The organism is Telluria sp. LT1R51-2, assembly GCF_059685775.1.
The window spans coordinates 3,424,445-3,449,127 of the sequence record NZ_JCASIM010000001.1 but is presented as its reverse complement, the minus strand read 5'-3'; the positions used below and the strand labels follow the sequence as shown (position 1 = coordinate 3,449,127).

Sequence of the window (24,683 nt, the reverse complement as noted above, 5' to 3'; positions counted from 1 at the left end):
GCAGCACTGGCAAGCGTGCGTGCGCCGTCGAACCATCGACCTATACTGGCCGGACATTATCTGTGTAGAGGTCGGTCATGTGGACATCACCGTGGGTCAGGTGGGGCGGGACGCTGGGCTTTGCCCTGGGCGGTTTCTTCGACGGTATCCTGCTGCACCAGATCCTGCAATGGCACCATCTGTTTAGCCTCGTGCCCGGCATGGACGACCTGCGCCTGCAGGTGCTGTGGGATGGTTACTTCCATCTGCTGATGTACGTGGTCGCGCTCGTGGGCCTGGCGGGCCTGTGGCGCGCGCAGCGGCGCGGCGCGCTGGACTGGGGCCGGCCACTGGCGGGCGCCATGCTGGTCGGCTTCGGGCTGTGGCATACGATCGATGCACTGCTGTCGCACTGGCTGCTGGGCATCCACCGCATCCGCATCGACAGTCCCGATCCGCTGTTGTGGGACCTGGCCTGGCTGGTCGTGTTCGGCATCGTGCCACTGGTGCTGGGCTGGCGCTGGTTGCAGCGGCGCGGTGGCGGCACGGGTGCGCGCGGCTCGCTGGCCAGCCTGGCGCTGCTGGCCGCCGGCAGCGCCGCCCTCGGTGGCTGGGCGCTCGTGCCGCCGTCCGGACAAAACCTCACCACGGTCGTGTTTCATCCGGGTGTCGGGCCGCGTGACGTGTTCGCCGCACTCGACGCCGTCGACGGGCGCCTGGTCTGGAGCGACCGCGCAATGGGCGTGGTCGTGATGGCCATCCCGGCCAGGGACCATCTGACGTTGTACCGGCACGGCGCGCTGCTGGTGAGCGGGGCGGGCGCCCCGGGCGGCTGCGTCAACTGGAGCCGCCCCTGAGCTGCTCCGCCGGGAATCCCCTACAGCGCGATCTGCTGCAGCAGATACAGGCGCTGGTACAGGCCACCCTCGATCCGCATCAATTCTTCGTGCGGCCCGGCCTCGGTGATCTTGCCGTGGTTGAGCACGATGATGCGGTCGGCGTCGCGGATCGTCGACAGGCGGTGCGCGATGGCGATGATGGTCACCTTGCCGCGCAATTCTTCCAGCGCCTGTTGCACCACCTGTTCGGTGGCGCTGTCGATGCGCGACGTTGCTTCGTCGAGCAGCAGGACACGCGGCTCGCCCGCCAGCGCGCGGGCAATGGCAATCAGCTGCTTCTGGCCCGACGACAGGCGTGAGCCGCCTTCGCCCAGCTGCGTGTCGTAACCCTGTTCGAGCGCGCTGATGAAGTCATGCGCATGCGCCGCGCGCGCTGCATCCATCAGGCGTTCGAGCGGCAGGCCGCGGCCCATGTCGATGTTTTCGCGCGCGCTGGCGGCCAGGATGAACGGGTCCTGCGGCACCAGGCCCACTTCGTTGCGAAAGCGCTCGTTGCCGATCTTCGCCAGCGGCACGCCGCCGATCTCGATGCTGCCCTGTTCGACGACGTAGTAGCGCAGCAGCAGCGACAGCAGCGTCGACTTGCCGCTGCCCGTGTGGCCGACGATGCCGAAGAACGCACCTTGCGGGACGTCCAGCGACAGGTCGTGCAGCACCGGCTGGCCGGGAACGTACGCAAAGTCGACGTTGCGCACGCTGACTGCCGGGGCATCGGGCGAAAACGCGTTCTCACCGTCCATGCGGTCCACGTCGTGTTCCGGTGCGCCCGCTTCATCGAGCAGGGTGTTGACGCGTGCGGCCGCGACCACCGCCTGCTGCAGGCCGCTGAACTGCATCGTGATCTGGATGAGCGGCTCGACCACACGCGCGATGTAGCTGACGAACGCGTACAGCACGCCCACTTCGACGGCGCCGATCTCGCGCCGGCCGAAGGCAAAGATCACCAATGCCAGCAGGGCTACGTTGAGCAGGTCGAGCGCAGGGCGCAGCAGGAAGGCATTGGCGCGCAGCTCGGCCAGGCGCGCCGTGTAGTGGGTGCGGTTGGTCGCCAGGAAGCGTTCACCGAAGCGCAGCTCGGCATTGCTGGCCTGCAGGACGGTCATGCCGCCGATCGACTCGGCCATCTGCGCATTGATGTCGCTGCGAAGCGCGCGTGCGCGCGTGACGGCCGGCGCCGACAGGCGCTGGTAGAGCCAGACGATGCCGACCACCGCGGGCACCAGCAACAGCACGATCAGCATCAGGCGCCAGTCGAGCCAGGCCATCGCGACCATCGTGCCGATCAGGACGATCGAGTTGTCGAGCAAGACGTACAGGACCTGGATGTAGAGCGTCTTGACGGCTTCGGTGTCGTTCGTCACGCGGCTGACCAGCTGGCCGGTGATGGCGCGGTCGAAAAATGCCATCGGCAGGCGCAGCACGTGGTCATAGACCCACTCGCGCAGGCGCTGCACCGAGCGCATCGCCACGCCGGACAGGCGGATCAGTTGCAGATAGCGCACCCAGCTCGAGACCCAGCCGGTGACCACCAGGCCGCCCAGCAGCAGGGCCATCTGCGGCCAGTCGAGATGGCGCGGCAGCAGGTGGTCATCGATCAGCGCCTTGCCCAGCAGCGGGCCGACCACTTCGAAGGCCGCCGCCAGGATCAGCCACAGCGTGGCGATGATCAGGGGGCGCCGTTCGGGCGCGGCGGCGCGGCGCAGCAGGCGCGTGGCCAGTCTGGCCTGGTCGCGCATCACGCCGCGTTCCAGGCTGTTATCAAGCTTGGGCGGCGGCGCGTTCGTGGTGATGGATGCGTCGGCCGTGTCCAGCGTTGCTTCAGGTTGCGTCAAGGCTGGCCTCCAATTGTTGATAGCGCCACTGGCTGGCGTACCAGCCATCCAGCAGCAAGAGTTCGTCGTGCGTGCCCGCTTCGATCACGCGTCCGGCGCGCAGCACCACGATGTGGTCGGCCGCGACCACCGCCGACAAGCGGTGGCTGGCGATGATGGCGGCGCGCTCGGGCCGCGCGCGGCGCAGCTCGGCCAGGTGCTCGAGGATGCGCGTTTCGGTGCCGGTGTCCACCGCCGACAGCGCGTCGTCCAGCAGCAGCAGCGGATTGTCGGCCAGCAGCGCGCGGGCAATCGCCACGCGCTGGCGCTGGCCGCCCGACAGCGTGATGCCTTTTTCGCCGACCGGCGTGTCATAGCCGTACGGGAAGCGCAAGATGTCGTCGTGGATGGCGGCCATGCGCGCCGCGCCCTCGACCTCTGCGCGCGTGGCGTCAGGCCGGGCCAGCGCGATGTTTTCGGCAATCGTGGCCGAGAACAAAAACGACTCTTGCGGCACCCAGCTGGTGGCGCTGCGCAGGGCGCTCAGGCGATAGGCGTCGAGCGGCTGCCCGGCCCAGCGCACGTGGCCCTGCTGCGGTGTCGCCTGGCGTAGCAGCACGCGCAGCAGCGTCGATTTGCCCGAGCCGGTCGGGCCGACGAGGCCCAGCGTCTGGCCGGGTTCGAGCGTGACGGACACGCCGGAGAGGGCGGGCGCCTGCGCCGTGTCGTCAGCGGCCGCGCCGTCCTTGCCGGCGCCGTTCACGCCATACGTGAACGTGACGCCTTCGAGCACCAGCGGGCCCTGGCCCACCTGGTCGATCGTGCCGGCGTCTTCGACCGACAGCGGCGCCTCGAGCAGCGGCTGCAGGCGCGCCATGCCGGCGCGGCCCCGTTCGATCAGCGTAACCACCCAGCCGGCGGCGAACATGGGCCAGATCAGCTGGCCCAGGTACATCGTGAAGCTGGTCAACGCGCCGACCGTCAGTTCGTTCTGCCAGACCAGGTAGCCGCCCAGGCCCAGCGTCAGGCCGGTGGCGGCGGTCAGCGCCAGGCCGACCGCTGGTTCATAGGCCGCTTCCCATTTCTGTGCGGTGAGGCTGGCCTCGGCCGCATTGGCCGTCAGCACGCCGAACTGGGTGCTGCTACGCGCTTCGAGGCCGAGGGCGCGCAGCGTGCGCACGCCGGACAGCGACTCCTGCACATGGTCGTTCAGCTTCGAGAAACCCTTGAGCGCATCCCCCTCGGCCTTCTGGATGTGGGTCGAGATGTACCAGAAGGCGAGTCCCATCAGCGGGAACGGCAGCAGCGCGACCAGCGCCAGGCGCCAGTCCACGCCCAGCGTCATGATCCCGAGCACCATCACCAGCGTGAGCGTGCCGTCGAACGCGGCCAGCAACGCTTCGCCGGCCGCCATCTCGATGGCATCGATGTCGTTGGTGGCCAGCGCCATTAGGTCGCCCGTGCGCTGGCGCTGATAGAAGGCGGGGCCTTGCGCGGCCAGGCGTGCATACAGGCGCGTGCGCAGCTCGACGCCGAGCTGGTAGGCAGCCGAGTACAGGCGGATGCGCCAGCACACGCGCAGCACGTAGATGGCCACACCCAGGCCGAGAACCTGGGCGATGCCGAGCAGGAGGTCCTGTTCGGCCAGGCGGTTGTTGGCGAGCGCGTCGACCAGTGCGCCGACCTTGCGGGGGATGAGGACCGTGCAGATCGCCACACCGACGAGCATCACGGCCGATGAGGCATAGGATTGCCAATGACGGCGCACGAAGCCGCCGATCAGCCTGGACAAACTCATTCGAATTCCTTGCGGTTGCGCCCGAAAAAAAAGCGGGCCAGAGCCCGCTAGTGTAGTCGTTTTGCCTAGTTGGCGCAGCGCAGCACCCTGCTTGGTGCCCTCGTCTGCTGCGCTCTGGCGATGACGCCCGCCATGCCACTACTTGCGGCGCCGGCGTGGCGCGGCCGCCGTGGCAGGGATTTCAGGGTCGCGCCGCTCGATCGGCGCGGCTGCTGGTGCCAGTGGCGTTGCCGCCAGGACGGCGCCGTTGCCGGCAGCCTGGGCGATCGGCGTGGGCTTGGCGGCATCAGGACTCGACAGGACATTCAGCGCCGCGTCATCGGGCGCTGGTTCCTGCACCATGCTGGCCACCGCTTCGATGGTCGGGGCAGGCTGGGGTGCTTCTGCTGCTGGCGCTGTTTCAATCGCTGGCGCTGGCGCTTCGGCAACCGGCGTCGGCGCCGCTGCAACTGCCTCGATCGTGCGCTCGGCCGCTGCCTGCAATGTGGCAGAGGCGTCTTCGCCGGCTTCGGTGACGGCCTGCGCCATCTCGGCAACCGGCGCCGCCATTGGTGCCGGCGTCACACTGGGTACCAGAAACGGCTGGACGCCGGCAGCGATGCCGAGCAATTCGCGGCTGTAGGCAAACAGGCTGCGCACCTGTTCTTCGGCATGGCTGCGCAGCACGGCGAGGTCGCGCGCGTCGCGTGCGCCGATCAGCTGGCGCGCAGTCTGCGCCGAGCGCTCGAGAACTTCCTGGGACGTGGACAGGTTCAGCGCGGTGATGCGGCTGGCGCTGTCGAGTGCCTGGGTGGTCAAGGCATTGAGCACCGTCAGCTGAGCGTTCATCGGTGCAGTCAGGTAATGATTGGGTGCTGCGGACAACTGCTCGGAGAGTGAGGTCATGAAGTTTCCTATCTGTCAAGTATGGCGCGCTGCAATAAAGTCAGTGTACCCACGATTCCTGGCCCGTGCAATGAACGATGGTGGCTTATTCGGCGCGGGTGATATTGCGTTGCAGCATTGCCATACGGCGGCGCCGCAGTTGCTACAATCGGACAACCATTTAATGGAGTCACCATGGACCTCGTGATCCGCAATACCACGCTGCCCGACGGCCGCACCGGCATCGACATCGGCATTCAACATGGCCGCATCGCGGCGCTGGCGCCGCAACTGGCTGCACGGGGCGTGCGCGAGATCGACGCCGCCGGCGACCTGGTCAGCCCGCCGTTCGTCGATGCACACTTCCATATGGATGCCACGCTGAGCTACGGCCTGCCGCGCGTCAACCAGAGCGGCACCTTGCTGGAAGGGATCGCGCTGTGGGGCGAGCTGAAACCGCAGCTGAGCCAGGATGCGCTGATCGAGCGCGCGTTGCGTTATTGCGACTGGGCGGTGGCGCGCGGCCTGCTGGCGATCCGCACCCACGTCGACGTGTGCGACGACCGGCTGCTGGCGGTCGAGGCGCTGCTGGAAGTCAAGCGCCGTGTCGCGCCGTACCTCGACCTGCAACTGGTCGCGTTCCCGCAGGACGGCCTGCTGCGCAGCGCCAATGCGTTCGAGAACCTCAAGCGCTCGATCGACATGGGCGTCGATGTCGTCGGCGGCATTCCGCACTTCGAGCGCACGATGGCGCAGGGCGCGGAGTCCGTGCGCCTGCTGTGCGAATTCGCCGCCGAGCGGGGCCTGCGCGTGGACATGCACTGCGACGAGAGCGACGACCCGATGTCACGCCATATCGAAACCCTGGCGTACGAAACGCAGCGCCTGGGGCTGCAGGGCAGGGTGGCCGGCTCGCACCTGACCTCGATGCACTCGATGGACAATTACTATGTGAGCAAGCTGATTCCGCTGATCGCCGAGAGCGGTGTGGCGGCGATCGCCAATCCGCTCATCAACATTACGCTGCAGGGCCGCAACGACACCTACCCGAAGCGGCGCGGCATGACGCGCGTGCCCGAGCTGATGGCGGCCGGCGTCGACGTCGCCTTCGGGCACGATTGCGTGCTCGATCCGTGGTACGGGATGGGCTCGGGCGACATGCTCGAGGTGGCGCACATGGGCCTGCACGTCGCGCAGATGACGGGCCTCGAAGCAATGCAGTCGTGCTTTACCGCCATTACCGAGACGCCCGCGCGCATCCTCGGCCTTGACGGCTATGGTCTGGCGCCGGGCTGCCATGCCGACCTGGTGATCCTCGACGCCGGCTCGACGGTGGAAGCCATCCGCCTGCGCGCCCCGCGCCGCTTCGTTTTGCGGCGCGGCCAGGTCGTGGCCGAAGCGCCCGCAGCGGCCAGCCGCCTGCATCTGCCGGGACGCCCTGACAGCGCCGACTTCCGCCTCGGCCGTAGCTAAAATGTCAATATAGTGCGTGATAATCTGTGTATTTTCAGGCAAAATAGCGGACCGCCCTGTCCCGGCACTCCCGTAGATTGTTGTGAAAGATCTTGTTATCCGTCCTGCGCTCGAAGCCGATTTCGAGTCGATCTGGACTATTTTTTGCGCCCATATCGAGGCGGGTGAAAGCTATGTCTTCAGCACGGCAACGTCCCGCGAAGCCGGCTACCACTACTGGCTGGGCGAGGGCGTGGCCAGCTTTGTCGCGGTGAGCGCGGGCGGCCGGGTGCTGGGCATGTACCGCCTGGTGCCGAACCAGGTCGGGCGTGGCCATCACGTGGCCAATGCCTCGTACATGGTGAGCCCGGCGGCGCAGGGCGCGGGCGTGGGCCGTGCGATGGGTCAGCATAGCTTGACCGAAGCGCGCGAGCGCGGCTATCTGGCGATGCAATTCAACCATGTGGTCAGCACCAACGGGCCGGCGATCGGGCTGTGGAAGAAGCTCGGTTTTTCGATTGTCGGCACGTTGCCCAAGGCGTTTCGCCACAAGCGCCTGGGCTATATCGATGCCTACGTGATGTACCAGCTGCTGCAGGATCCCGATCACTGGCCGACGGCTGACGACGTGCCAGGTGCGTGAAGGGTACTGCCGATCCCGATGCTGTCACGTGGTTGAAGGGCGCATTTGCACGATCCCTCAAACTTCACTGGCGTTAGTGCCCCCCGAATGACGACGCTCAGCGGTCGGTGCGCTTCAGGCGCGCACTCGTCATCCATTGCAGTGCCATTTGGAAGGATGACAAAGATTGCCATTCGTTTGGAACGCCGCTCGGCTACTATTGCATTGCTTTAGACGGAGAGTCTGGCTTCGAATGCGATGCCAAGCTCATGGCTCAATTCAATATCTGGCTTACGCAGCAATCAAACCCAATCAATCGGACCACATGACGACATCCGGAAGAACACGACCAGTTTACGCATTTTTACTGGCAGCATGTCTCTCGTTTTCTTTCTGTGCGAATGCCGCAGAGCTGGCACGCGATCCATCCAGTGTCATCGCATCTTTGGCTGACCGTATTTACTCAGTGGGAGAAACGACAGGGAATGCTGAAGAAATGATCGCGGCCGAAGCCAGCGCTGCCGATGAAATACGCCGATATATCTCGAGCGGTTCGACGGCTGGTCTGCTCGGAAAAGAGCAGGAGCGTCAATCTCCGCTGACACTGGCGGCCTATCTTGGCTACCCGAACGTTGTTTCTGCATTGCTGACATCCGACCTTGTCAGGCTTCATATCAATGATGCCGGCGAAAAGGGAATGACACCATGGATCGCCTCCATCTTGTCGCTGAAGCAAGCTGCGCTGGCTTGCAACCCGAAGATGATCGAAGATCCGTCAGGTTTCATACCGTTCATGGTAACGCAACCCTATTACCTGTCCAATCCGGTACCGCCATACGCAAAGATCACCGGCATTCTCGTGGCGGCGGGAGCCGCATCCAGTCCAGGCGATGCCAAAGCGGTTTGGTTAGCACTGTGCATGGGTCAATCAGCCGATGGCATTGCAAAAATTAAAACCAGTGTGGACCTTCAAAAAACGGTACAGGAACTCGGTCTGCTCGAATTAATTTCGCATTTGCAAAATCTGCAAAAAAAGGTATCGCGGCACGCTAATTGAGTGCAGTCACGCTACAGGCAGGCAGGCAGGCAGGTAACTTGAAATAAAGTAAAAAAGTGAATCGTGTGCGCAACAAAATGTTTCGCTGACCCTGGTATGCGCCACTTTCATCGCTGGAGACTGCTTCGCGCGCCGCCCTGGCGCCTGCACGCGACGGTTGAATAACGCACCTAGCGCCGGCAACGCCGGTGATACGATGGCTGCAATTTCGATCAACCATCCTTCACCGAATCGACCCTGCGATGCCAGCCACCGAGTTGCTACCTGACGCTCCTTTCTTCATTGTTCTGAACGCGGGATCGGGTCATTCCGAAACCGAGATGCGCATCTCCACGATCAACGAGGTCATGGATGCCGGTGGCCGCGTATGCCATCTGGAAGTGGTGGACGAGCCCGAGCGCATCGAACAGATCGCGAAGGACATGGCGGCCAAGGCCGTCGCCAGCGGCGGCGTGCTGGTGGCCGCTGGCGGCGACGGCACCATCAACACGGTCGCACACCAGGCAGTGCTGGCCGGATGTCCGTTTGGCGTGCTGCCGCAAGGTACTTTTAATTATTTCGGGCGCACCCACGGGATTCCGGAAGACCTGGCCGAGGCTGTTCACGCGCTGCTGCGCGGCAAGATCAAGCCGGTGCAGGTAGGCATGCTCAACGACAAGATATTCCTGGTCAATGCGAGTGTCGGCCTGTACCCGGCGCTGCTCGAAGAACGCGAGCACGACAAGCGCGAATTCGGACGCAGCCGCGTGGTCGCGTTTCTCTCGGCCATCAAGATGACGCTGCGGGCGCACCGCCATCTGCAGATCCGGCTCGAGCTCGATGGCAAGGAACAACGCTTGCGCACGACGACGCTGTTCGTTGGCAATAACCGGCTGCAGATGGAACAGGTCGGCATGGAGCAATTGACCGATGCGGTCGAGGATGGCCAGCTGGCGGCGCTGGCGCCCAAGCCGATGGGCAAGTTGGGGCTGCTGGGCCTGCTGGTGCGCGGTGCACTTGGCAAGCTGGGTGGCGCCGACGACGTCGTGGCGTTTTCGTTCAAGCGCATGACCGTGCGCACGCCGTCGCTGTACGGGCGCAAGCGCCTGAAGGTCGCCGTCGACGGCGAAGTCAGCAAGATGGCGACGCCGTTCGAGTTCCGGGTACTGGAAGGGCGGCTCAAGCTGCTGCTGGCGCCGCCACAGGCAGCCGCCGCCGCACCTGGCGACGCTGCCTGAACCAGCCGGCCTATTTCACCCGCAGCAGGCGCACGCCATGGATGTCGAACCGGTTGGCCGGTTCGGCGCCACCGGCACCGGTGAAGGTGCGGTTGCTCTCCAGGTAGCTCATATTGTAGAAGTCCGTCATCTCCAGGCGGTAGTTGCCGGCTGTCAGGCGCGCGGCCAGCGGCGTCGAATACACGGTTGGCGTCGCGCCCTTGAACAGCGGCGCATGCGGTAACTGGATCACGCCCTGGGCCACGATCTTGCCCGAGCTGTTCTTCAACGCCAGCCACTTCACGCCGCCACTGATCCCCAGATTCACCTGGTTCGCACCATTGTGATAACGCACCTGGATCCGGTAATCACCGGTGCTTTCGACGCGCATCCCGTCCACGGCAAAGCGGTCTTGCGGCCGGCCCCAGTCGCGGATCGCGGGTAGTGAAAAGCGCGCATCCGGCGCCGTGGTCGTCAGGTTCGACGTCACGCGCGGGTCGGTCACGCCGATGTCGATGCCAGCACCAGCAACCCCGTCGATGCAGCGCGGCTGGCTGTGGTGACTGACATTGCCGCTGTCGGCAAAGCGCGCCTCGACCGCATAGCACGACGCCACGCTGGCCTTGTCATCGGTCCAGGCGCCGGCCGGCAGCTTGTCGGCCACCAGCTTGCCGTCGCGGTAGACGCGGTAGGTCACGCCCGCCGCATTGCCGTTCGCGCCAATCGTCAACCCCACGGCGCCGGACGATGCACGCGTCAGCGCCTCGATCACCGGTTCGCGCGGACCGAACGTGACGGACGATTCTTCATACGGATTGGCCTGCACGCGGCGGATACCTTGCGCCCCGGCGACGAGTTTGCCCAGCACGATCTCGATACGATTCTCGCCCTGCAAATCGCTGGATAGCAGCGTGTCCCTGACCTGCTTGCCATTCAACAGAATGCGCTCGACCCGGTGATAGCCGTCGCCTTCAGCCGCTGGCGGCAGGCGCAGCACGACGTCGATGCGCTTGCCGTGCAGGCGCAGGTCGTGCAACGCAATCTCGTTCGATGCGCCAAAGGTCTCGCGTCGCAGCTTGGCCGTCACGAACGGGCGCAGCGCGATACCGTCGTCCTGCACGGTCACGCCGAACACATTGCCGATCACCATGCCCAGATACCCGCCGACCGACCATAACTGGCGGCGCGAGTTGATCACGGGGCCGCTCAGCGATGGGGTCTTCTCGTCGAGCAGCAGTGGCTGGCCCGACAACCACTCGAGGTTTTCCATGTTCGACAGGTTCACCGCTGCGCCGCGCATCAGCGTCGCATAGGCAGCATCGGCCACCGCTGCGTTCTTGCCCTGCACCGCAGCGCGCAAGCCGTATGCGGTGACGAAGGGCCAGATGGCGCGGTTGTGGTACACCGGCGCGCCGATCTGCTGCGGCCAGATCACGGGCGCGCCCATCGGGCCATGCGGATAGCGCGCCAGGATCGATGCCGTCTGCCTGTCGTCGGCCACGCCGCTGACAATGGCCAGCGCCTGGCCGAGCCAGTCGAATTTGTGCAGCGGCGCGCCGTCCAGGTGACCGGCGGTAAGGCTGCTGTACATGCCTTCGTCGGCCAGCCAGAGTTCCTTGTTGATCGCGCGTTTCAGCGCCGATGCCCAGCGCGTGTAGCGCGCGGATTTCGTCGCATCACGCTGTTCGCGCGCCAGTTGCGCCGCCAGCTTGAGCGCCTGGAAGATGACGACGTTGGTCGACAGCGCCTTTGAACTGGCCATCGACGCCAGGTCGCCTGGCATCCAGGCGGCGTAGGTCTGATCGCGCCAGTCGAGGAACGATTCCTCGCCCGTGTACAAGCCCGTGGCTGCGTCAAACGCCGCCACGCGGTCGATCTCGATTGTGTTCGACAGCGCCGTCAAGGCCTTGCCGGCGAATGCCGCGCGCTCGGCAGCGGGCAGCGTGCGCAGCGTTTCTTCGGCCGCGAAGGCCCACGTCAGGCGGTCGGTGCTGACCGGCCAGCTGCCGCCACTGCCGGTGTCCTGCACGATCTGCAGGCCGTCCGTCGTGGCAGGGATCTGCGCCACCGGCGTGACGCCGGCGCGCCAGCTAGACAGCTTGAAGTCGAGCGAATTGCGTACGCGCTGCGGGTCGAGCAGGGCCAGGCCCAGGTCGGCCGCGTACGACAGGTCGCGCGTCCAGACATACGCCCACTTCTCGCCGGTGGAGAAGCAGTCGCAATCGATGGCGTTGCCGCCGTTGTAGTTGCCGTCCTTGATCTGGCTGACCGAATTGAGGCGCATCTCGGCGCCGGCCAGTGCGAACAGCGCGTCGAAGGCGAGGTTGCCGGTGCGGGCGCGCGGCAAGCCTTCCTGTTCGGCGTACGCCACATGCTGCGGACCGGGATCGCGCAAGCTCATCGTGCTTGACTGGACGTACTGACGCAGCAGCGCCTGCGCATCCGGCGTGGAGTAGCGCACCGTTTCCGTCTTGCCGTCCCAGGTCGGCCAGGCTTGCGTGGCGACGGCAGCGTGGCCCGCGTGCGGATCGGGCGCGCTGGCACGGTCGGCATCGGGAAGACGCGTGACCTTCAGCGCCGGTTTGGCCGGATCGCTCGCGTCCAGCGTGAAGCGGTAGGTGCCGGACGTGCGCACGAACAGGAAGGTCTCCGGCCCTGACAGGCGTTCGAGCTGGTACGCGGTATCAGGCGCCACATTGACGCTCTTGTCCGGATCGATCACCCACTCGGCAGCCCAGTCGCTGCTGCCAAGCTTGAAGGCATGGTTACCCGGCGCGACAGCGATGTCGGCCTGGTAAATGCCCTTGCCCTTGGGCGCCAGCGCATCGGCCGTCCCCCAGCCATTGAACGCACCGCGCACAAACAACGTGGTATCGATCTGCGCGTGGGCGGCGCCGCAGGCGAGGAGGGCAGCCAGTGCGATGGCGCTGCGCATCATCGCGCTGCCTCCAGCTCCAGCGCATCAAGTTCCAGGATAACGGAAGCACCTGGAGGTAGTGTGAGCTTCGAGCGCAGGTCGAACGTCTTGCCGCTCAGGACATCCACGCCGCTGGTGACGCCCGTGAGCATTTCACGGAAACGGTCGACATCGAGCGCCATTTCTTTCGCGTTGTTGTTGAACGCGACCAGCACCTTCTTGTCCGCGTTGTAGCGGAAGTAGACGTAGGTATTGTTCTGCGGCCCGTAATGCATCATGCGGCCATTGTGGATCACCGGCTGGCCCTTGCGCCAGTTGGCCAGCTTGCGCACGAACGCCTGCGCCGCGCGCGGCTTGTCCTTCAGGCCCGCGCCGGTGAAGGCGTTGACCTTGTCGCCGGCCCAGCCGCCCGGGAACGGGATGCGGTAGCTGGCGTCGTCGCGGTCTTTCGTCGGGCTGGTAAACAGCAGCTCGTCACCCACGTAGAACTGCGGGATACGCGGCGCCGTCATCATGAACACCATCGCCATCTTGTACTTGTCGAAGTCTTCGCCGGCGACGCTGTAGATGCGCGACATGTCGTGGTTGTCGGCGAACAGCACCAGGTTGCCCGGTTCCGGGTACAGGTAGTCGAGCGACAGCGTCTCATACACGTCCGAGAACACGTTGCCGCCTTTCTTGTCGGCCAGCGCGTTGCGCATCGCCTCGGCCACCGGGAAGTCCATCATGCTCGGCATGTAGGCGCGGTAGCCGTCGAAGTTGTCCTTGCCGCGCTGCCAGCGCGCCACGACCGGCACCTTCGTGTTCCACTCTTCGCCGACCAGGTTCAGGTTCGGGTATTCGGCCATGATGCGGCGCGTGTACTCCGACAGGAACGCGCTGTCCGAATAGCCGAAGGTGTCGATGCGCAGGCCCGAGAGCTTTGCGTATTCGATCCACCAGATGTTGTTCTGGATGATGTAGTTGGCCAGCAGCGGATTGGACTGGTTCAGGTCGGGCATGCTCTTGACGAACCAGCCGCGCGTGAAGTTGTCGGCGTCCTCTTTCGCGCCGTACGGGTCCTGCACCGCCGTGTGGTAGTGCTGGGTCGGGACGAACTTGTCGCTGTAGTTGATCCAGTCCGGCGCCGGCACGTCCTTCATCCACCAGTGATGCGAACCGATGTGCGACAGCACCACGTCCTGGATAATGCCGATGCCGCGTTTCTTCGCTTCGGTCGACAGGCGCACGAAGTCTTCGTTGCTGCCGTAGCGCGGGTCGATCTTGTACAGGTCCGTGGCCGCATAGCCATGGTACGAGTAGCCCGGCATATTGTTTTCGATGAGCGGCGTCGGCCACAGCTGCGTGAAGCCCATGTCCGCGATGTAGTCGAGGTGGTTGATGGCGCCCTGGATGTCGCCACCGTGGCGGCCCAGGCCGCCCTTGCGGTCAGCCTTGTCGAGCATGCCGGCGACGTTGTCGTTGGACGGGTCGCCATTGGCGAAGCGGTCCGGCATGATCTGGTAGATCGCGTCCTTGCTGGAAAAGCCCTGGCGCGTCGCGGAACCCGGGTCGCGCGCCAGCAGGCGGTAGGCATGCGTGGTCGTGCGGCCGGCGCCGCTGAACGTGATGTCGAACGTGCCGGGCGCCACCTTCGCGTCGAGCACGAGGTCGATGAACAGGTAGTTGCGGTTTGGCGTGCGCGTGACCGATGCGATGCGCGCGCCAGGGTAGGTCAGCGTCGGCGTCAGATCGCCAATCGCCTCGCCATGGACCATCAGCTGAACCTTGTTGTCGTGCATGCCAGCCCACCAGAACGGCGGCTCCATGCGGTCGATGGCCGGAGCCTGGGCGAAGGCGGCAAGCGAAGCGCTGCCGAGCACGATGGTGGCGAGGAGTTGTCTCATGGGTTCTGGGGCTGGTGCCAGTCGTGATACTGCTGACGTAGTTGGACTACAGGGTCTGCATGTCGACAGTGGAACGCGGGGCCGGTAATTGTTGTGTTGATGGAAGGTTACTATAAACCCTGCCGCCTAACAATCATGCGGGGTGGATTCGATTTCACCCCGACTACATAGGCTCAAGACGGGCCAACCTTCAGATTGCCTTCAGATTCAGTGAGAAAGTCTTTTAAGGCGCTGAAAACCCCGCAAATGTGTAGCCCAAGTACAACGTGCACAATGTTGTTGCCGTGCAAACCATGCCATGATCCTCGCCACACATTGCTGCCCTGTTCCGATTCTAGTTTTAGTACAGAGTCGTAACCGGCAGTTAAGAAAAACCGAGGAGACACATGAACGCCACCGCTACCCGGGCCACCCAGGCCCGTCGCCGTACTGCAGCCACTTTTGCATTCCCGTTGAACCCGTTCGCCGCCGGTTGCGCCGTGCTGCTGTCGGTCCTGGCAGGTAACGCGTATGCGCAAGCCTCGGGCAGCGAAGAAGCCACTCCCGTCGCACCGAACACGCCCGTGGCCGCCGCCACGGTGCAGACCCCGGAAGAAGCGCCGGCCGCCGCACCCACCGCGTTCCCGAACAGCGCCGTCTCGAAAGTGACCGTGACCGGTATTCGTACCGGCATCGAAGCGGCGATCTCGATCAAGCGCAATTCGAATTCGATCGTTGAAGCGATCTCGGCTGAAGATATCGGCAAATTGCCGGACACGTCGGTTGCTGAATCGATTGCGCGCCTGCCGGGCGTGACCGCCCAGCGCAGCCGCGGTTCGGGACGTGCATCGGAAATCTCGGTGCGCGGCCTGTCGCCAAGCTTCAACGGCACGCTGCTCAATGGCCGCGAAATGGCCTCGACCGGCAATGCCCGTAATCCTGAATTCGACCTGTTCCCATCCGAGCTGATGGGCGGCGTCGTGATCTACAAGACGCCGGACGCGAGCGTCATCGGCCAGGGTCTGGCCGCGACGATCGACCTGAAAACCGTGCAGCCGCTGGACTTCGGCAAGCGCGTCATTGCCGCCAACTACAAACGCAGCCGTCTGGGCGTGCGCACTGCCGAAGAAGGCAGCGGCGACCGCGTCTCGTTCTCGTACATCGACCAGTTCGCCGACCGCAAGTTCGGTATCGCGCTGGGCATCACGTCGTACGACGAGACCGGCGGCGAGCAGCGCAAGTTCGACGCCTGGGGCGGCAACACAGCCGCATTGCCTTTCAATGGTCAAAATGTGCTGGTGCCGCTGGGCTTTACCGCCGACACCGAATCGACGTCGCACAAGCGTGACGGCGCCTTCATGTCGCTGCAGTTCCGTCCGAACCGCGATTTCCGCTCGACCCTCGACCTGTTCTATTCGGCCGGCGAGACGGGCCTGAAGCGCAGCGGTTTCGAAGGCGCGGTCGGCTCGAACACGTCGGGCCTGTATGACCCGGCAGGCGTGCTGCAGAACGTCGTCGTGCAAAATGGCGTGGCCACCAGCGGCACGCTGACCAACTACAAGGGCGTGGTGCGTAACCACGTCGAGACGTCGGAAGACGACCTGAAGACGGTCGGCTGGAAGAACGAACTGAAGCTGGGCGACTGGAGCACGAGCGCTGACATCACCTGGTCGAAAGCGACCAAGCTGAGCGCGCGCTACGAAACCACCGCCGGTCTGCCGGGCAATGCAAACCCGCTGGACACGATTTCGTGGTCGGGCTTTAACGGCGGCAATTTCACCGACGTCGCATGGCGCACGGGCCTGAACTATTCGGACCGCGCAGTCGCGCAACTGACCGACGTGAACGGCTGGTCGGGCACCGCCACCAACATCCTGCCGCAAGCCGGTTACCTGGCCCAGCCGTACGTGGAAGACACGCTCAAGGCAATCCGCCTGAACGCCAAGCGTCCGGTGGAGTGGGGCCCGATGTCGGCCGTGCAGTTCGGCTACAACTTCACCGACCGCGAAAAAGCGCGCAGCGGCGAAGAAGGCCGTCTTGAGATCCTGGGCGGCGCCCAGTTCGCTGCGCAGACGATGCCGGGCACGGGTACCGGCGTTGCCGGCACCACCGGCCTTCCGATCGCTACGTGGAATCCGTCCGGCTCGCTCGGCACCGTGTACCAGCTGGCCACGAAGGTCAACGCCGACATCCTGACCAAGTTCTGGGATGTCAAGGAAACGGTCCAAACCGCTTACCTGATGGGCGACCTGAACGGCGAGCTGCTCGGCTTTGAATACCGCGGTAACGTCGGAACGCAATTCGTGCACACGAAGCAGACCGGCGGCGGCTACAACAGCGGCAACTGCACCGGCGAAACGGCCGATGCGTGCCCGGCAGTGCGCGTCGTCGACAGCGTCAGCTACTGGGACGTGCTGCCAAGCCTGAACCTGTCGTTCGACCTGAAGAACGACCAGGTGCTGCGCATGGGTCTGGCGCAAGTGCTGTCGCGTCCGAACCTGGACGACCTGCGCGGCGGCATCGGCTTTGGCGTGAACACCGGCGTGACCAACCCGTTCATCAGCGGTGGTGGCGGTAACCCGGGGCTCAAGCCGTTCAAGGCGAAGGCGTTCGACCTGTCGTACGAAAAGTACTTCGCGAAGAAAGGCTATGTCAGCGCGGCCGTGTTCTACAAGAAGCTCGACACGTTCATCCTGCGCACGCCGTCAGAATACGACTTCGCGCCATGGACGACCTCGACCACGCCGCTGCCGACCACCGGCGACTTCGCCGGCTCGACCGTTGGCGTGTTGAACCGTCCTGAAAACGGTAACGGCGGCAGCATCAAGGGCTACGAGCTGGCCGTGAACATTCCGCTGAACATGGCGAGCGAGTGGCTGGACGGCTTCGGCATCATGGCCAACCACTCGTTCACCAGCTCGGCGATCGACATTCCGGCACTGGGCTTTGGCAATGTCCAGACCTCGGCGCAGTCGATCCCGCTGCCGGGCCTGTCGCGCAAGGTCAGCAACCTGCGCGTGTACTACGAAAAGTACGGCTTCCAGATCGCTGCCGCAGCGCGCAAGCGTTCGGACTTCCTGGGCCAGTCGCCGGACTTCTCGGACACGCTGCAGTACACGTTCGTGAAGGGCGAGACCATCGTCGACTTCCAACTGTCGTATGAAATCCAGTCTGGCTTCGCCAAGGGCTTGTCGGTGTTTGCCCAAGCCAACAACTGGAACAATGCGCCGTACCAGGAGTACACGAACAGCAGCGATTCGATCACCCGTCGCGTCGACTACGGCCGCACCTACCAGTTCGGCGCCAACTACAAGTTCTGATGACCGGCGAGGCTGCATAAGCAGCTTCCGATCCGCATCAAGCCATCCCCGACAGCCGCAAGGCTGCCGGGGATTTTTTTTGTCTGTTGTAAAAATACAAAATTCGTGTAGTGAAGTTACAAGGCGTATTGCAAGGCATGAATGTTTTACTACATCCCACGCACCGATTCGGTGCAATTGAGCATAATCCGTTGCTTTTTAGAGCGTTTGTAGCCCGACTACAGGCTTTAAAAACCACACTCCGGCTGCTCATCAGTTAGTAAGTGGTTGTTTTTATTGAATTTATGAACTTCATGCCAGGTGAGTTCGTTTGAAATGTACTCCCGTTGACAGTGCATCTAGTTTTAATACAGAATCCCGCCGAGCGTTGATGTTGAGGCGTGTCATAACAAAGTCCCGAACATGGCGGTCGAAAGCTGCTCTAGGGAAATTACGTCGTTCTGAGGAGATCATGAAAACTTTCGCCAACAAGCGTTCCGCATTCCAGCTGAGCCCAGTGGCCGCCGGGTGCGCCATCTTTGTCACCATCATGGCCGGCAGCGCGCAGGCGCAAACCGCCACGACGACTGACACCGCCATCAGCGATGCGCCGGTCACCACCGTGACCGTGACCGGTATCCGCCGCGCCATTGAAGACGCGATTGCCGTCAAGCGTGAATCGACCGGCATCGTCGAAGCCATTTCGTCGGAAGACATCGGCAAGCTGCCGGACGTGTCGATCGCCGAATCGCTGGCCCGCCTGCCAGGTCTGTCGGCTCAGCGCGTCAACGGCCAGGCCCAGTCGATCAGCATCCGCGGCACCTCGGGCGACCTGTCGACCGCGCTGCTCAACGGCCGCGAACAAGTCACCACCAGCTCGGACCGTACCGTCGAATACGACCAGTACCCATCCGAACTGATCAGCGCTGTCACCGTGTATAAAACCGGCGACGCCGCCGTGATCGGCCAGGGCCTGTCGGGCACGGTCGACCTGCAAACCATCAAGCCGCTGTCGCTGCGCGAACGCGTCGTCACCGTCAATGTGCGCGGCGAAAAGAACTCGAAAGGTGAAATCAGCGCCGGCTCGCCGGACACCGGCAGCCGCGTCAGCGCGTCGTACATCGACCAGTTCGCCAACCGCACGCTCGGTGTGGCCATCGGTTACGCACGCCAGGACAAGCCGAACGTCGGCGAACAGTTCGAAACCTGGGACTGGGTGGACGACACCAATGTCGTGCCAGGCTCGACCGTCAAAGTGCCAAAGGGCATGAAGTCGATCGCCACGACCGGCAACCAGGTGCGCGATGGCCTGATGGGTGTGCTCGAATGGCGTCCTAACCGCAACTTCAGCTCGACCTTCGACGTTTACCACTCGCGTTTCGACCAGGAAGAAATCCGCCGCGGCATCGAAATGCCGCTCAAGGACGACGGGCAAGTCAGTTTCTCGAACCCGACGGTCGTGAATGGCACGATGATCAGTGGCACCGCCAACAACGTCAATCCGGTGGTGCGCAACAACCGCCTGACGCGCGACGACAAGCTGACCGCCTTCGGCTGGAACAACCGCTACACGACGGGCGACTGGGTTGGTATCGTCGACATCAGCCGCTCGAAGGCTGACCACAAGGAACAGCTGATCGAGATCAACGCCGGCCGCGCTGCTCGCCAGACGCTGAACTACAGCTATAACGGCGGCACGATTCCTGTGCTGGGCCTGTCGGGCACTTACGACGATCCGTCGCAGATCGCCATCGGCGGCCAGTTCGGCGAAGGCTATGTCAATGCACCGAACATGACCGACAAGATGACCTCGTTCCGCACGAGCATCGAGCGCAAGTTCGACAGCGCGTACTTCAGCAGTATGGAAGTCGGCTTCAACTACTCGAAGCGTGAAAAGGAAAAAGAGCACCTGGAAACGGGCTTCTCGAAGATCGGCAACGGCACCTTCGGCGCCAATGTGCTGAACGATTCGCAAGCGCTGTACGGCCTGCAGAACAGCCTGAGCTGGGACATCGACGGCGTGCTGGCCAACAACTTCGGCCCATTCACGCCAGCCGTGCTGGTGCCATGGGGCGCGACCAAGAACTGGACCATCGAAGAGAAGGTCAAGACCGGCTACGCCAAGCTGAACATCGACACCGAACTGATGTCGATGCCACTGCGCGGCAATATCGGCATGCAGGTCATCGAAACCAACCAGAGCTCGACCGCCAACACGCTGCGCGCCTATCCGTTCGCCGACCTGGTGCCGCTGACCGACGGTAAAAAGTACACCGACTACCTGCCAAGCATCAATCTGGCGTGGAGCCTGCCTGACCAGCAATTCCTGCGCTTCGGCGCCGGCAAGACGCTGGCCCGCGCCAAGCTGAACCAGCTGAACGCGGCGCTGGAAGTGGGCCTGACCGCCCAGACCACCGGCACCCCGTACGGCAACGGCGGCAATGCGCAGCTCGATCCATGGCGCGCCAAGCAGGTCGACCTGTCGTACGAGAAATACTTCGGCAACAAGGGCTATATCTCGGCTGCCGGTTTCTACAAGGATTTGTCCTCGTACATTTACAGCGTGACCGTGCCGAATGACTTCTCGAAGTTCAACCTGCAAGGTGCGCTGACCAATATCGGCACCCTGACCCAGCCACGCAACGGCGATGGCGGCAGTCTGCGCGGTCTGGAGTTTGCTGCGTCGACCCCGCTGGACATGATCCACCCGATGCTCGACGGCTTCGGCATCACCGCCAACGCGTCGTTCACCAACAGCGAGATCTCGATTCTCGACCAGCGCTTCGGCAATGTCGCGATTCCGCTGCCGGGCCTGTCGAAGCGCGTGTTCAACGTGACGGCGTATTACGAGAAAGATGGCTTCTCGGCACGTATCAGCCAGCGCTATCGCAGCGATTATGTGGGTGAAATTGGCGGAATTGGCGGCGGAACCGAGCTGACTTACGTAAAAGCTGATAAAGTAGTCGACCTGCAATTGGGTTATGACTTCAAGCAAGTCGAAGGTCTGTCCGTGCTGTTCCAGGTCAACAACCTGACCGACACTGCCTTCCGCAGCTACGCTGGTACCGAAGACCGTCCGCGCGGCTATGCCAAGTATGGCCGCCAGATGCTGTTCGGCCTGAACTACAAGCTGTAATCCGGTATCAAGCGAAGGTGGCGCCACCCAACGGGGCGCGACCATGACCGCCAATGCCCTTGCAGGTGTGCCTGCAAGGGCATTTTTCATTGTTCGGATTCTGTGGTTTCGGCCGCCCGGTCCATTGTATTTAGCGCCCCCCACGAAGCAACGGTGTAAACTGTCGCATTCGTACTTACTTAATAAGAGCAACTTCCTCTATGTCAGACACCCCAATCCCATCGTTTTCCGACCTCAATCTTTCGGCGGCTGTCCTGAAAGCATTGAAAGACGTCGGATACGAAACGCCGTCGCCGATCCAGGCAGCCACCATTCCCCTGTTGCTGGAAGGGCGCGACGTGCTGGGACAAGCGCAGACCGGTACCGGTAAAACCGCTGCCTTCGCACTGCCAATCCTGTCGAACATCGACGTCAAGCAGACCGCGCCGCAAGCGCTGGTGCTGGCGCCGACGCGCGAACTGGCGATCCAGGTCGCCGAAGCGTTCCAGAGCTACGCCGCCCACATCAAGGGCTTCCACGTGCTGCCGATCTACGGCGGCCAGAGCTACGGCCCGCAACTGTCGTCGCTGCGCCGCGGCGTGCACGTCGTTGTCGGCACGCCAGGGCGCGTCATCGATCACATCCAGAAGGGCTCGCTTGACCTGTCGAAGCTGACCACCCTCGTGCTGGACGAGGCCGATGAAATGCTGCGTATGGGCTTCATCGACGACGTCGAGCAGATCCTGCAAAAGACCCCGGCCACGCGCCAGACCACGCTGTTCTCGGCCACCATGCCGCCAGCGATCAAGCGCATCGCCAAGACCTACCTGCGCGAGCCGCAAGAGATCACGGTTGCGGCCAAGACCGGCACCGCCGACAATATCCGCCAGCGCTACTGGCTGGTGGCCGGCATGCACAAGCTCGACGCGCTTACCCGCATCCTTGAAGCCGAAGCCTTCGACGGCATGATCATCTTTGCGCGCACCAAGCTGGGCACCGAAGAACTGGCGACCAAGCTGCAGGCGCGTGGTTTCTCGGCCGCTGCCATCAACGGCGACATCGCCCAGCAACAGCGCGAGCGCACGATCGATAACCTCAAGAAGGGCAAGATCGACATCCTGGTCGCAACCGACGTTGCCGCGCGCGGCCTGGACGTCGAGCGCATCAGCCACGTCATCAACTACGACGTGCCATCGGACCCTGAGAGCTACACCCACCGCATCGGCCGTACCGGCCGTGCTGGCCGCAGCGGCGAAGCGATCCTGTTCATCACGCCGCGCGAGCGCAGCCTGCTCAAGCTGATCGAGCGCACGACCCGCCAGCCGGTGTCGCCACTCGAACTGCCGACCGTCAAGGCCGTCAACGAAGTGCGCATGACGCGCTTCAAGGACCAGATCCGCGCCACGCTGGCCGAAGGCAACCTCGAAGTCTTCCGCGCCCTGATCGAAGACGTCGAGCGCGACGACAACGTGCCGGCGATCGACATCGCTGCCGCCCTGGCCAAGATGGCACGTGGCGATGAGCCGCTGCTGCTGACCAAGCCCGACCGAGACGTGCGTCCAGAGAGCATGCCATCGCAGCGCGAATTCGGCGGCAGCCACGAGCGTGCACCGCGCGAACCGCGTGGTGACTGGGAAGAGCGTCCGGCACGGCCTGCGCGCGACCCAGGCTTCAAGAAAGAGCGCGTCATGCGCGACCCTGAGCCGGGCATGGCGACGTTCCGCATCGAAGTGGGCTTTGCCCACGGCGCCAAGCCGGGCAATATCGTCGGCGCGATCGCCAACGAAGCAAACATCCCGTCCAAGCAGATCGGCCGCATCGAGATCTATGACGATTACTCGACGCTCGACCTGCCATCGGACATGCCGGCCGAGCTGTTCACGCAGCTCAAGTCGATCTGGGTCGCCGGTCGCCAGCTGTCGATCACGCGTGACGGCGAAACGCCAGCCGTGCCAGCCGCTGGCGCCAAGAAGCCGTTCACGAAAAGCGGCGCTGACCGCCGGGTGACCGACAAGCCGATGCCGGGCAAGAAGCCGCATCGCAAGGGCGAGGGCAGCAAGGACTGATCGTTTCACCGTAGTCTGAAAAACGTCGTTCCCGTGCAAGCAGGAGCGACGTTTTTACGTCGGCAGCTTGAACAACAAGCTTTCCTGCCTCTGTTGTTTGACTACAAATCCCCACAGACCCTGTGGGCGTTGCGCTGGTATCACTATGGGATCTACACGATTGACACCCTGATACCTCCATGTTATTTTGCTACAGATACGCTGGCAGGATTGTTGTCTGTTCCGGCACGCCTCTGCATCAACGGCGCCCACCACCAGTGCGCCGCGCATTCACATAACAGCGCCCGCTCCCGTGTCGGGCCAGATTGGGGACACACATGGATATGCAATCGACCGTGCTCAAACCACGCCTGTCGTTCTGGCAGCTGTGGAACATGAGCTTCGGTTTCTTCGGCATCCAGTTCGGCTTCGCACTGCAGAATGCGAACACCAGCCGCATCTTCGCCACCCTTGGCGCCGACCCCGAAAACTTTTCCCTCTACTGGCTCGCTGCGCCCGTCACGGGCCTCTTGATCCAGCCGATCGTCGGCTACCTGAGTGACAACACCTGGCACCCGAAGTGGGGCCGCCGCCGGCCGTTCTTCTTCATCGGCGCCGTGCTGGCTGCCATTGCCTTGTTCCTGATGCCCAACTCCACCGCGCTGTGGATGGCCGTGGCCGTGCTGTGGATGATGGACGCCGCGATCAACGTGTCGATGGAGCCGTTCCGCGCCTTTGTCGGCGACAAGCTCGATCCGTCGCAGCAGACCGCCGGCTACGCGATGCAGACGTTCTTTATCGGTTGCGGCGCGGTCATCGCCTCGCTCCTGCCGACGTTCTTTGAAAGCATGGGCGTGTCGAACGCCGTCATCGGCGGCGTGATCCCCGACACCGTGCGTTACTCGTTCTACGCCGGTGGCCTCGTGTTCTTCCTGGCCGTGACCTGGACCGTGGTGTCCGCCGACGAACTGCCGCCGCCCGACATGGAAGCGTTCAACAAGGAGCGCGCCGCTTCGCGCAGCGTGGGTGTGGCCATCGCCGAGATCTTCGGCGGCTTTGGCAAGATGCCGCGCACGATGGTGCAACTGGCATTCGTGCAGTTCTTCACCTGGATCGCGCTGTTCGCGATGTGGATCTATACCGGCACCGCCATTGCCGACAGCGTCTATGGCACCACCGATGCGCAGTCGAGTGCCTACCAGGACGCCGGTAGCTGGGTCGGCATCATGTTCGCCGTGTACAGCGGCGTGTCGGCACTGGCCGCATTCATCCTGCCCGTGTTCGCGCGCATGACCAGCCGCAAGGTCGTCCATGCGACGTGCCTGACCATTGGCGGCCTGAGCCTGGCCAGCGTATTCCTCATCACCGACAAGAACATGCTGGTCGTGCCGATGATCGGCATCGGCATCGCGTGGGCGTCGATCCTGACGATGCCGTACGCGATCCTGGCCGGCTCGCTGCCCGCCAAGCGCATGGGCTACTTCATGGGCCTGTTCAACTTCTTCGTCGTGATTCCGCAGATCGTCAGCGGCCTGCTGCTGGGCTTTGTGACCAAGCACCTGTTCGATGGCCACGCCGTGCTCACGCTCGTGCTGGGCGGCGCCTGCATGCTCATCGCCGCACTGCTGACGCTTCTGGTGACGGACAAGGCAGCGCCGGTCAAGGCCGGCGTCTGATGTCCGGCGCGCACGGTTCGCGTGTGCGCGCCGTAAATCCGGCGTCTGTCGTATCGTAACGTTTTATCAACATTGTCCGGCCCCGTCC

Annotated in this window: 14 protein-coding genes; 9 read left to right on the top strand and 5 right to left on the bottom strand. The window is 63.7% G+C overall.

Annotated features, from left to right (window positions below; translation table 11 throughout):
- Positions 1 to 77: 77 nt before the first annotated feature.
- Complete coding sequence (locus AC56LH_RS15230) at positions 78 to 836, top strand: DUF2243 domain-containing protein (RefSeq protein WP_499647364.1); 759 nt, start codon at positions 78 to 80, stop codon at positions 834 to 836.
- A gap of 20 nt (positions 837 to 856) precedes the next feature.
- On the opposite strand, the gene AC56LH_RS15225 is transcribed toward AC56LH_RS15230, so the two are convergent.
- The 3 genes from AC56LH_RS15225 to AC56LH_RS15215 all read right to left on the bottom strand — a co-directional run bounded on the left by AC56LH_RS15225 (position 857) and on the right by AC56LH_RS15215 (position 5,372).
- Positions 857 to 2,614, bottom strand: coding sequence for an ABC transporter ATP-binding protein (locus AC56LH_RS15225; RefSeq protein ID WP_499648481.1), 1,758 nt, complete (start codon positions 2,612 to 2,614; stop codon positions 857 to 859).
- Positions 2,615 to 2,696: 82 nt separating this feature from the next.
- Entirely contained in the window at positions 2,697 to 4,487 is a 1,791-nt protein-coding gene (locus tag AC56LH_RS15220; RefSeq protein WP_499647362.1) for an ABC transporter ATP-binding protein, read from the bottom strand.
- Positions 4,488 to 4,625: 138 nt separating this feature from the next.
- Positions 4,626 to 5,372 (bottom strand): phasin family protein, encoded by a 747-nt coding sequence (locus tag AC56LH_RS15215; protein ID WP_499647360.1) that lies wholly within the window; start codon positions 5,370 to 5,372, stop codon positions 4,626 to 4,628.
- Between the two features lie 174 nt (positions 5,373 to 5,546).
- On the opposite strand from AC56LH_RS15215, the gene AC56LH_RS15210 reads away from it, so the two are divergent.
- From AC56LH_RS15210 to AC56LH_RS15195, 4 genes are all read left to right on the top strand, one after another.
- Positions 5,547 to 6,824, top strand: a complete 1,278-nt coding sequence (locus AC56LH_RS15210; protein WP_499647358.1) for an amidohydrolase family protein — start codon at positions 5,547 to 5,549, stop codon at positions 6,822 to 6,824.
- Between the two features lie 82 nt (positions 6,825 to 6,906).
- Entirely contained in the window at positions 6,907 to 7,446 is a 540-nt protein-coding gene (locus AC56LH_RS15205) for a GNAT family N-acetyltransferase (protein ID WP_499647356.1), read from the top strand.
- Between the two features lie 304 nt (positions 7,447 to 7,750).
- Complete coding sequence (locus AC56LH_RS15200; RefSeq protein ID WP_499647354.1) at positions 7,751 to 8,482, top strand: hypothetical protein; 732 nt, start codon at positions 7,751 to 7,753, stop codon at positions 8,480 to 8,482.
- A 242-nt stretch (positions 8,483 to 8,724) separates the two neighbouring features.
- Positions 8,725 to 9,699 carry a diacylglycerol/lipid kinase family protein gene (locus tag AC56LH_RS15195; protein WP_499647352.1) on the top strand — a complete coding sequence of 325 codons (975 nt, stop codon included), beginning with the start codon at positions 8,725 to 8,727 and terminating at the stop codon, positions 9,697 to 9,699.
- 10 nt (positions 9,700 to 9,709) lie between these two features.
- On the opposite strand, the gene AC56LH_RS15190 is transcribed toward AC56LH_RS15195, so the two are convergent.
- On the bottom strand, positions 9,710 to 12,616 hold the full coding sequence (locus tag AC56LH_RS15190; RefSeq protein WP_499647350.1) for an early set domain-containing protein: 2,907 nt from the start codon (positions 12,614 to 12,616) through the stop codon (positions 9,710 to 9,712).
- On the bottom strand, positions 12,613 to 14,481 hold the full coding sequence (locus tag AC56LH_RS15185; protein WP_499647348.1) for a glycoside hydrolase family 13 protein: 1,869 nt from the start codon (positions 14,479 to 14,481) through the stop codon (positions 12,613 to 12,615). The genes AC56LH_RS15190 and AC56LH_RS15185 overlap by 4 nt, the downstream gene beginning before the upstream one ends.
- A 386-nt stretch (positions 14,482 to 14,867) precedes the next feature.
- On the opposite strand from AC56LH_RS15185, the gene AC56LH_RS15180 reads away from it, so the two are divergent.
- The 4 genes from AC56LH_RS15180 to AC56LH_RS15165 all read left to right on the top strand — a co-directional run bounded on the left by AC56LH_RS15180 (position 14,868) and on the right by AC56LH_RS15165 (position 24,595).
- Positions 14,868 to 17,780, top strand: coding sequence for a TonB-dependent receptor (locus AC56LH_RS15180; RefSeq protein ID WP_499647346.1), 2,913 nt, complete (start codon positions 14,868 to 14,870; stop codon positions 17,778 to 17,780).
- A 451-nt stretch (positions 17,781 to 18,231) separates the two neighbouring features.
- Positions 18,232 to 20,895 (top strand): TonB-dependent receptor, encoded by a 2,664-nt coding sequence (locus AC56LH_RS15175; protein ID WP_499647344.1) that lies wholly within the window; start codon positions 18,232 to 18,234, stop codon positions 20,893 to 20,895.
- 200 nt (positions 20,896 to 21,095) lie between these two features.
- A complete protein-coding gene (locus AC56LH_RS15170; protein ID WP_499647342.1) occupies positions 21,096 to 22,940 on the top strand; it encodes a DEAD/DEAH box helicase in 1,845 nt (614 codons plus the stop codon).
- A gap of 317 nt (positions 22,941 to 23,257) precedes the next feature.
- The gene (locus AC56LH_RS15165; RefSeq protein WP_499647340.1) at positions 23,258 to 24,595 is read left to right on the top strand and encodes an MFS transporter; all 1,338 of its coding nucleotides are present in this window, start codon (positions 23,258 to 23,260) and stop codon (positions 24,593 to 24,595) included.
- The last annotated feature ends 88 nt before the right edge of the window (positions 24,596 to 24,683 follow it).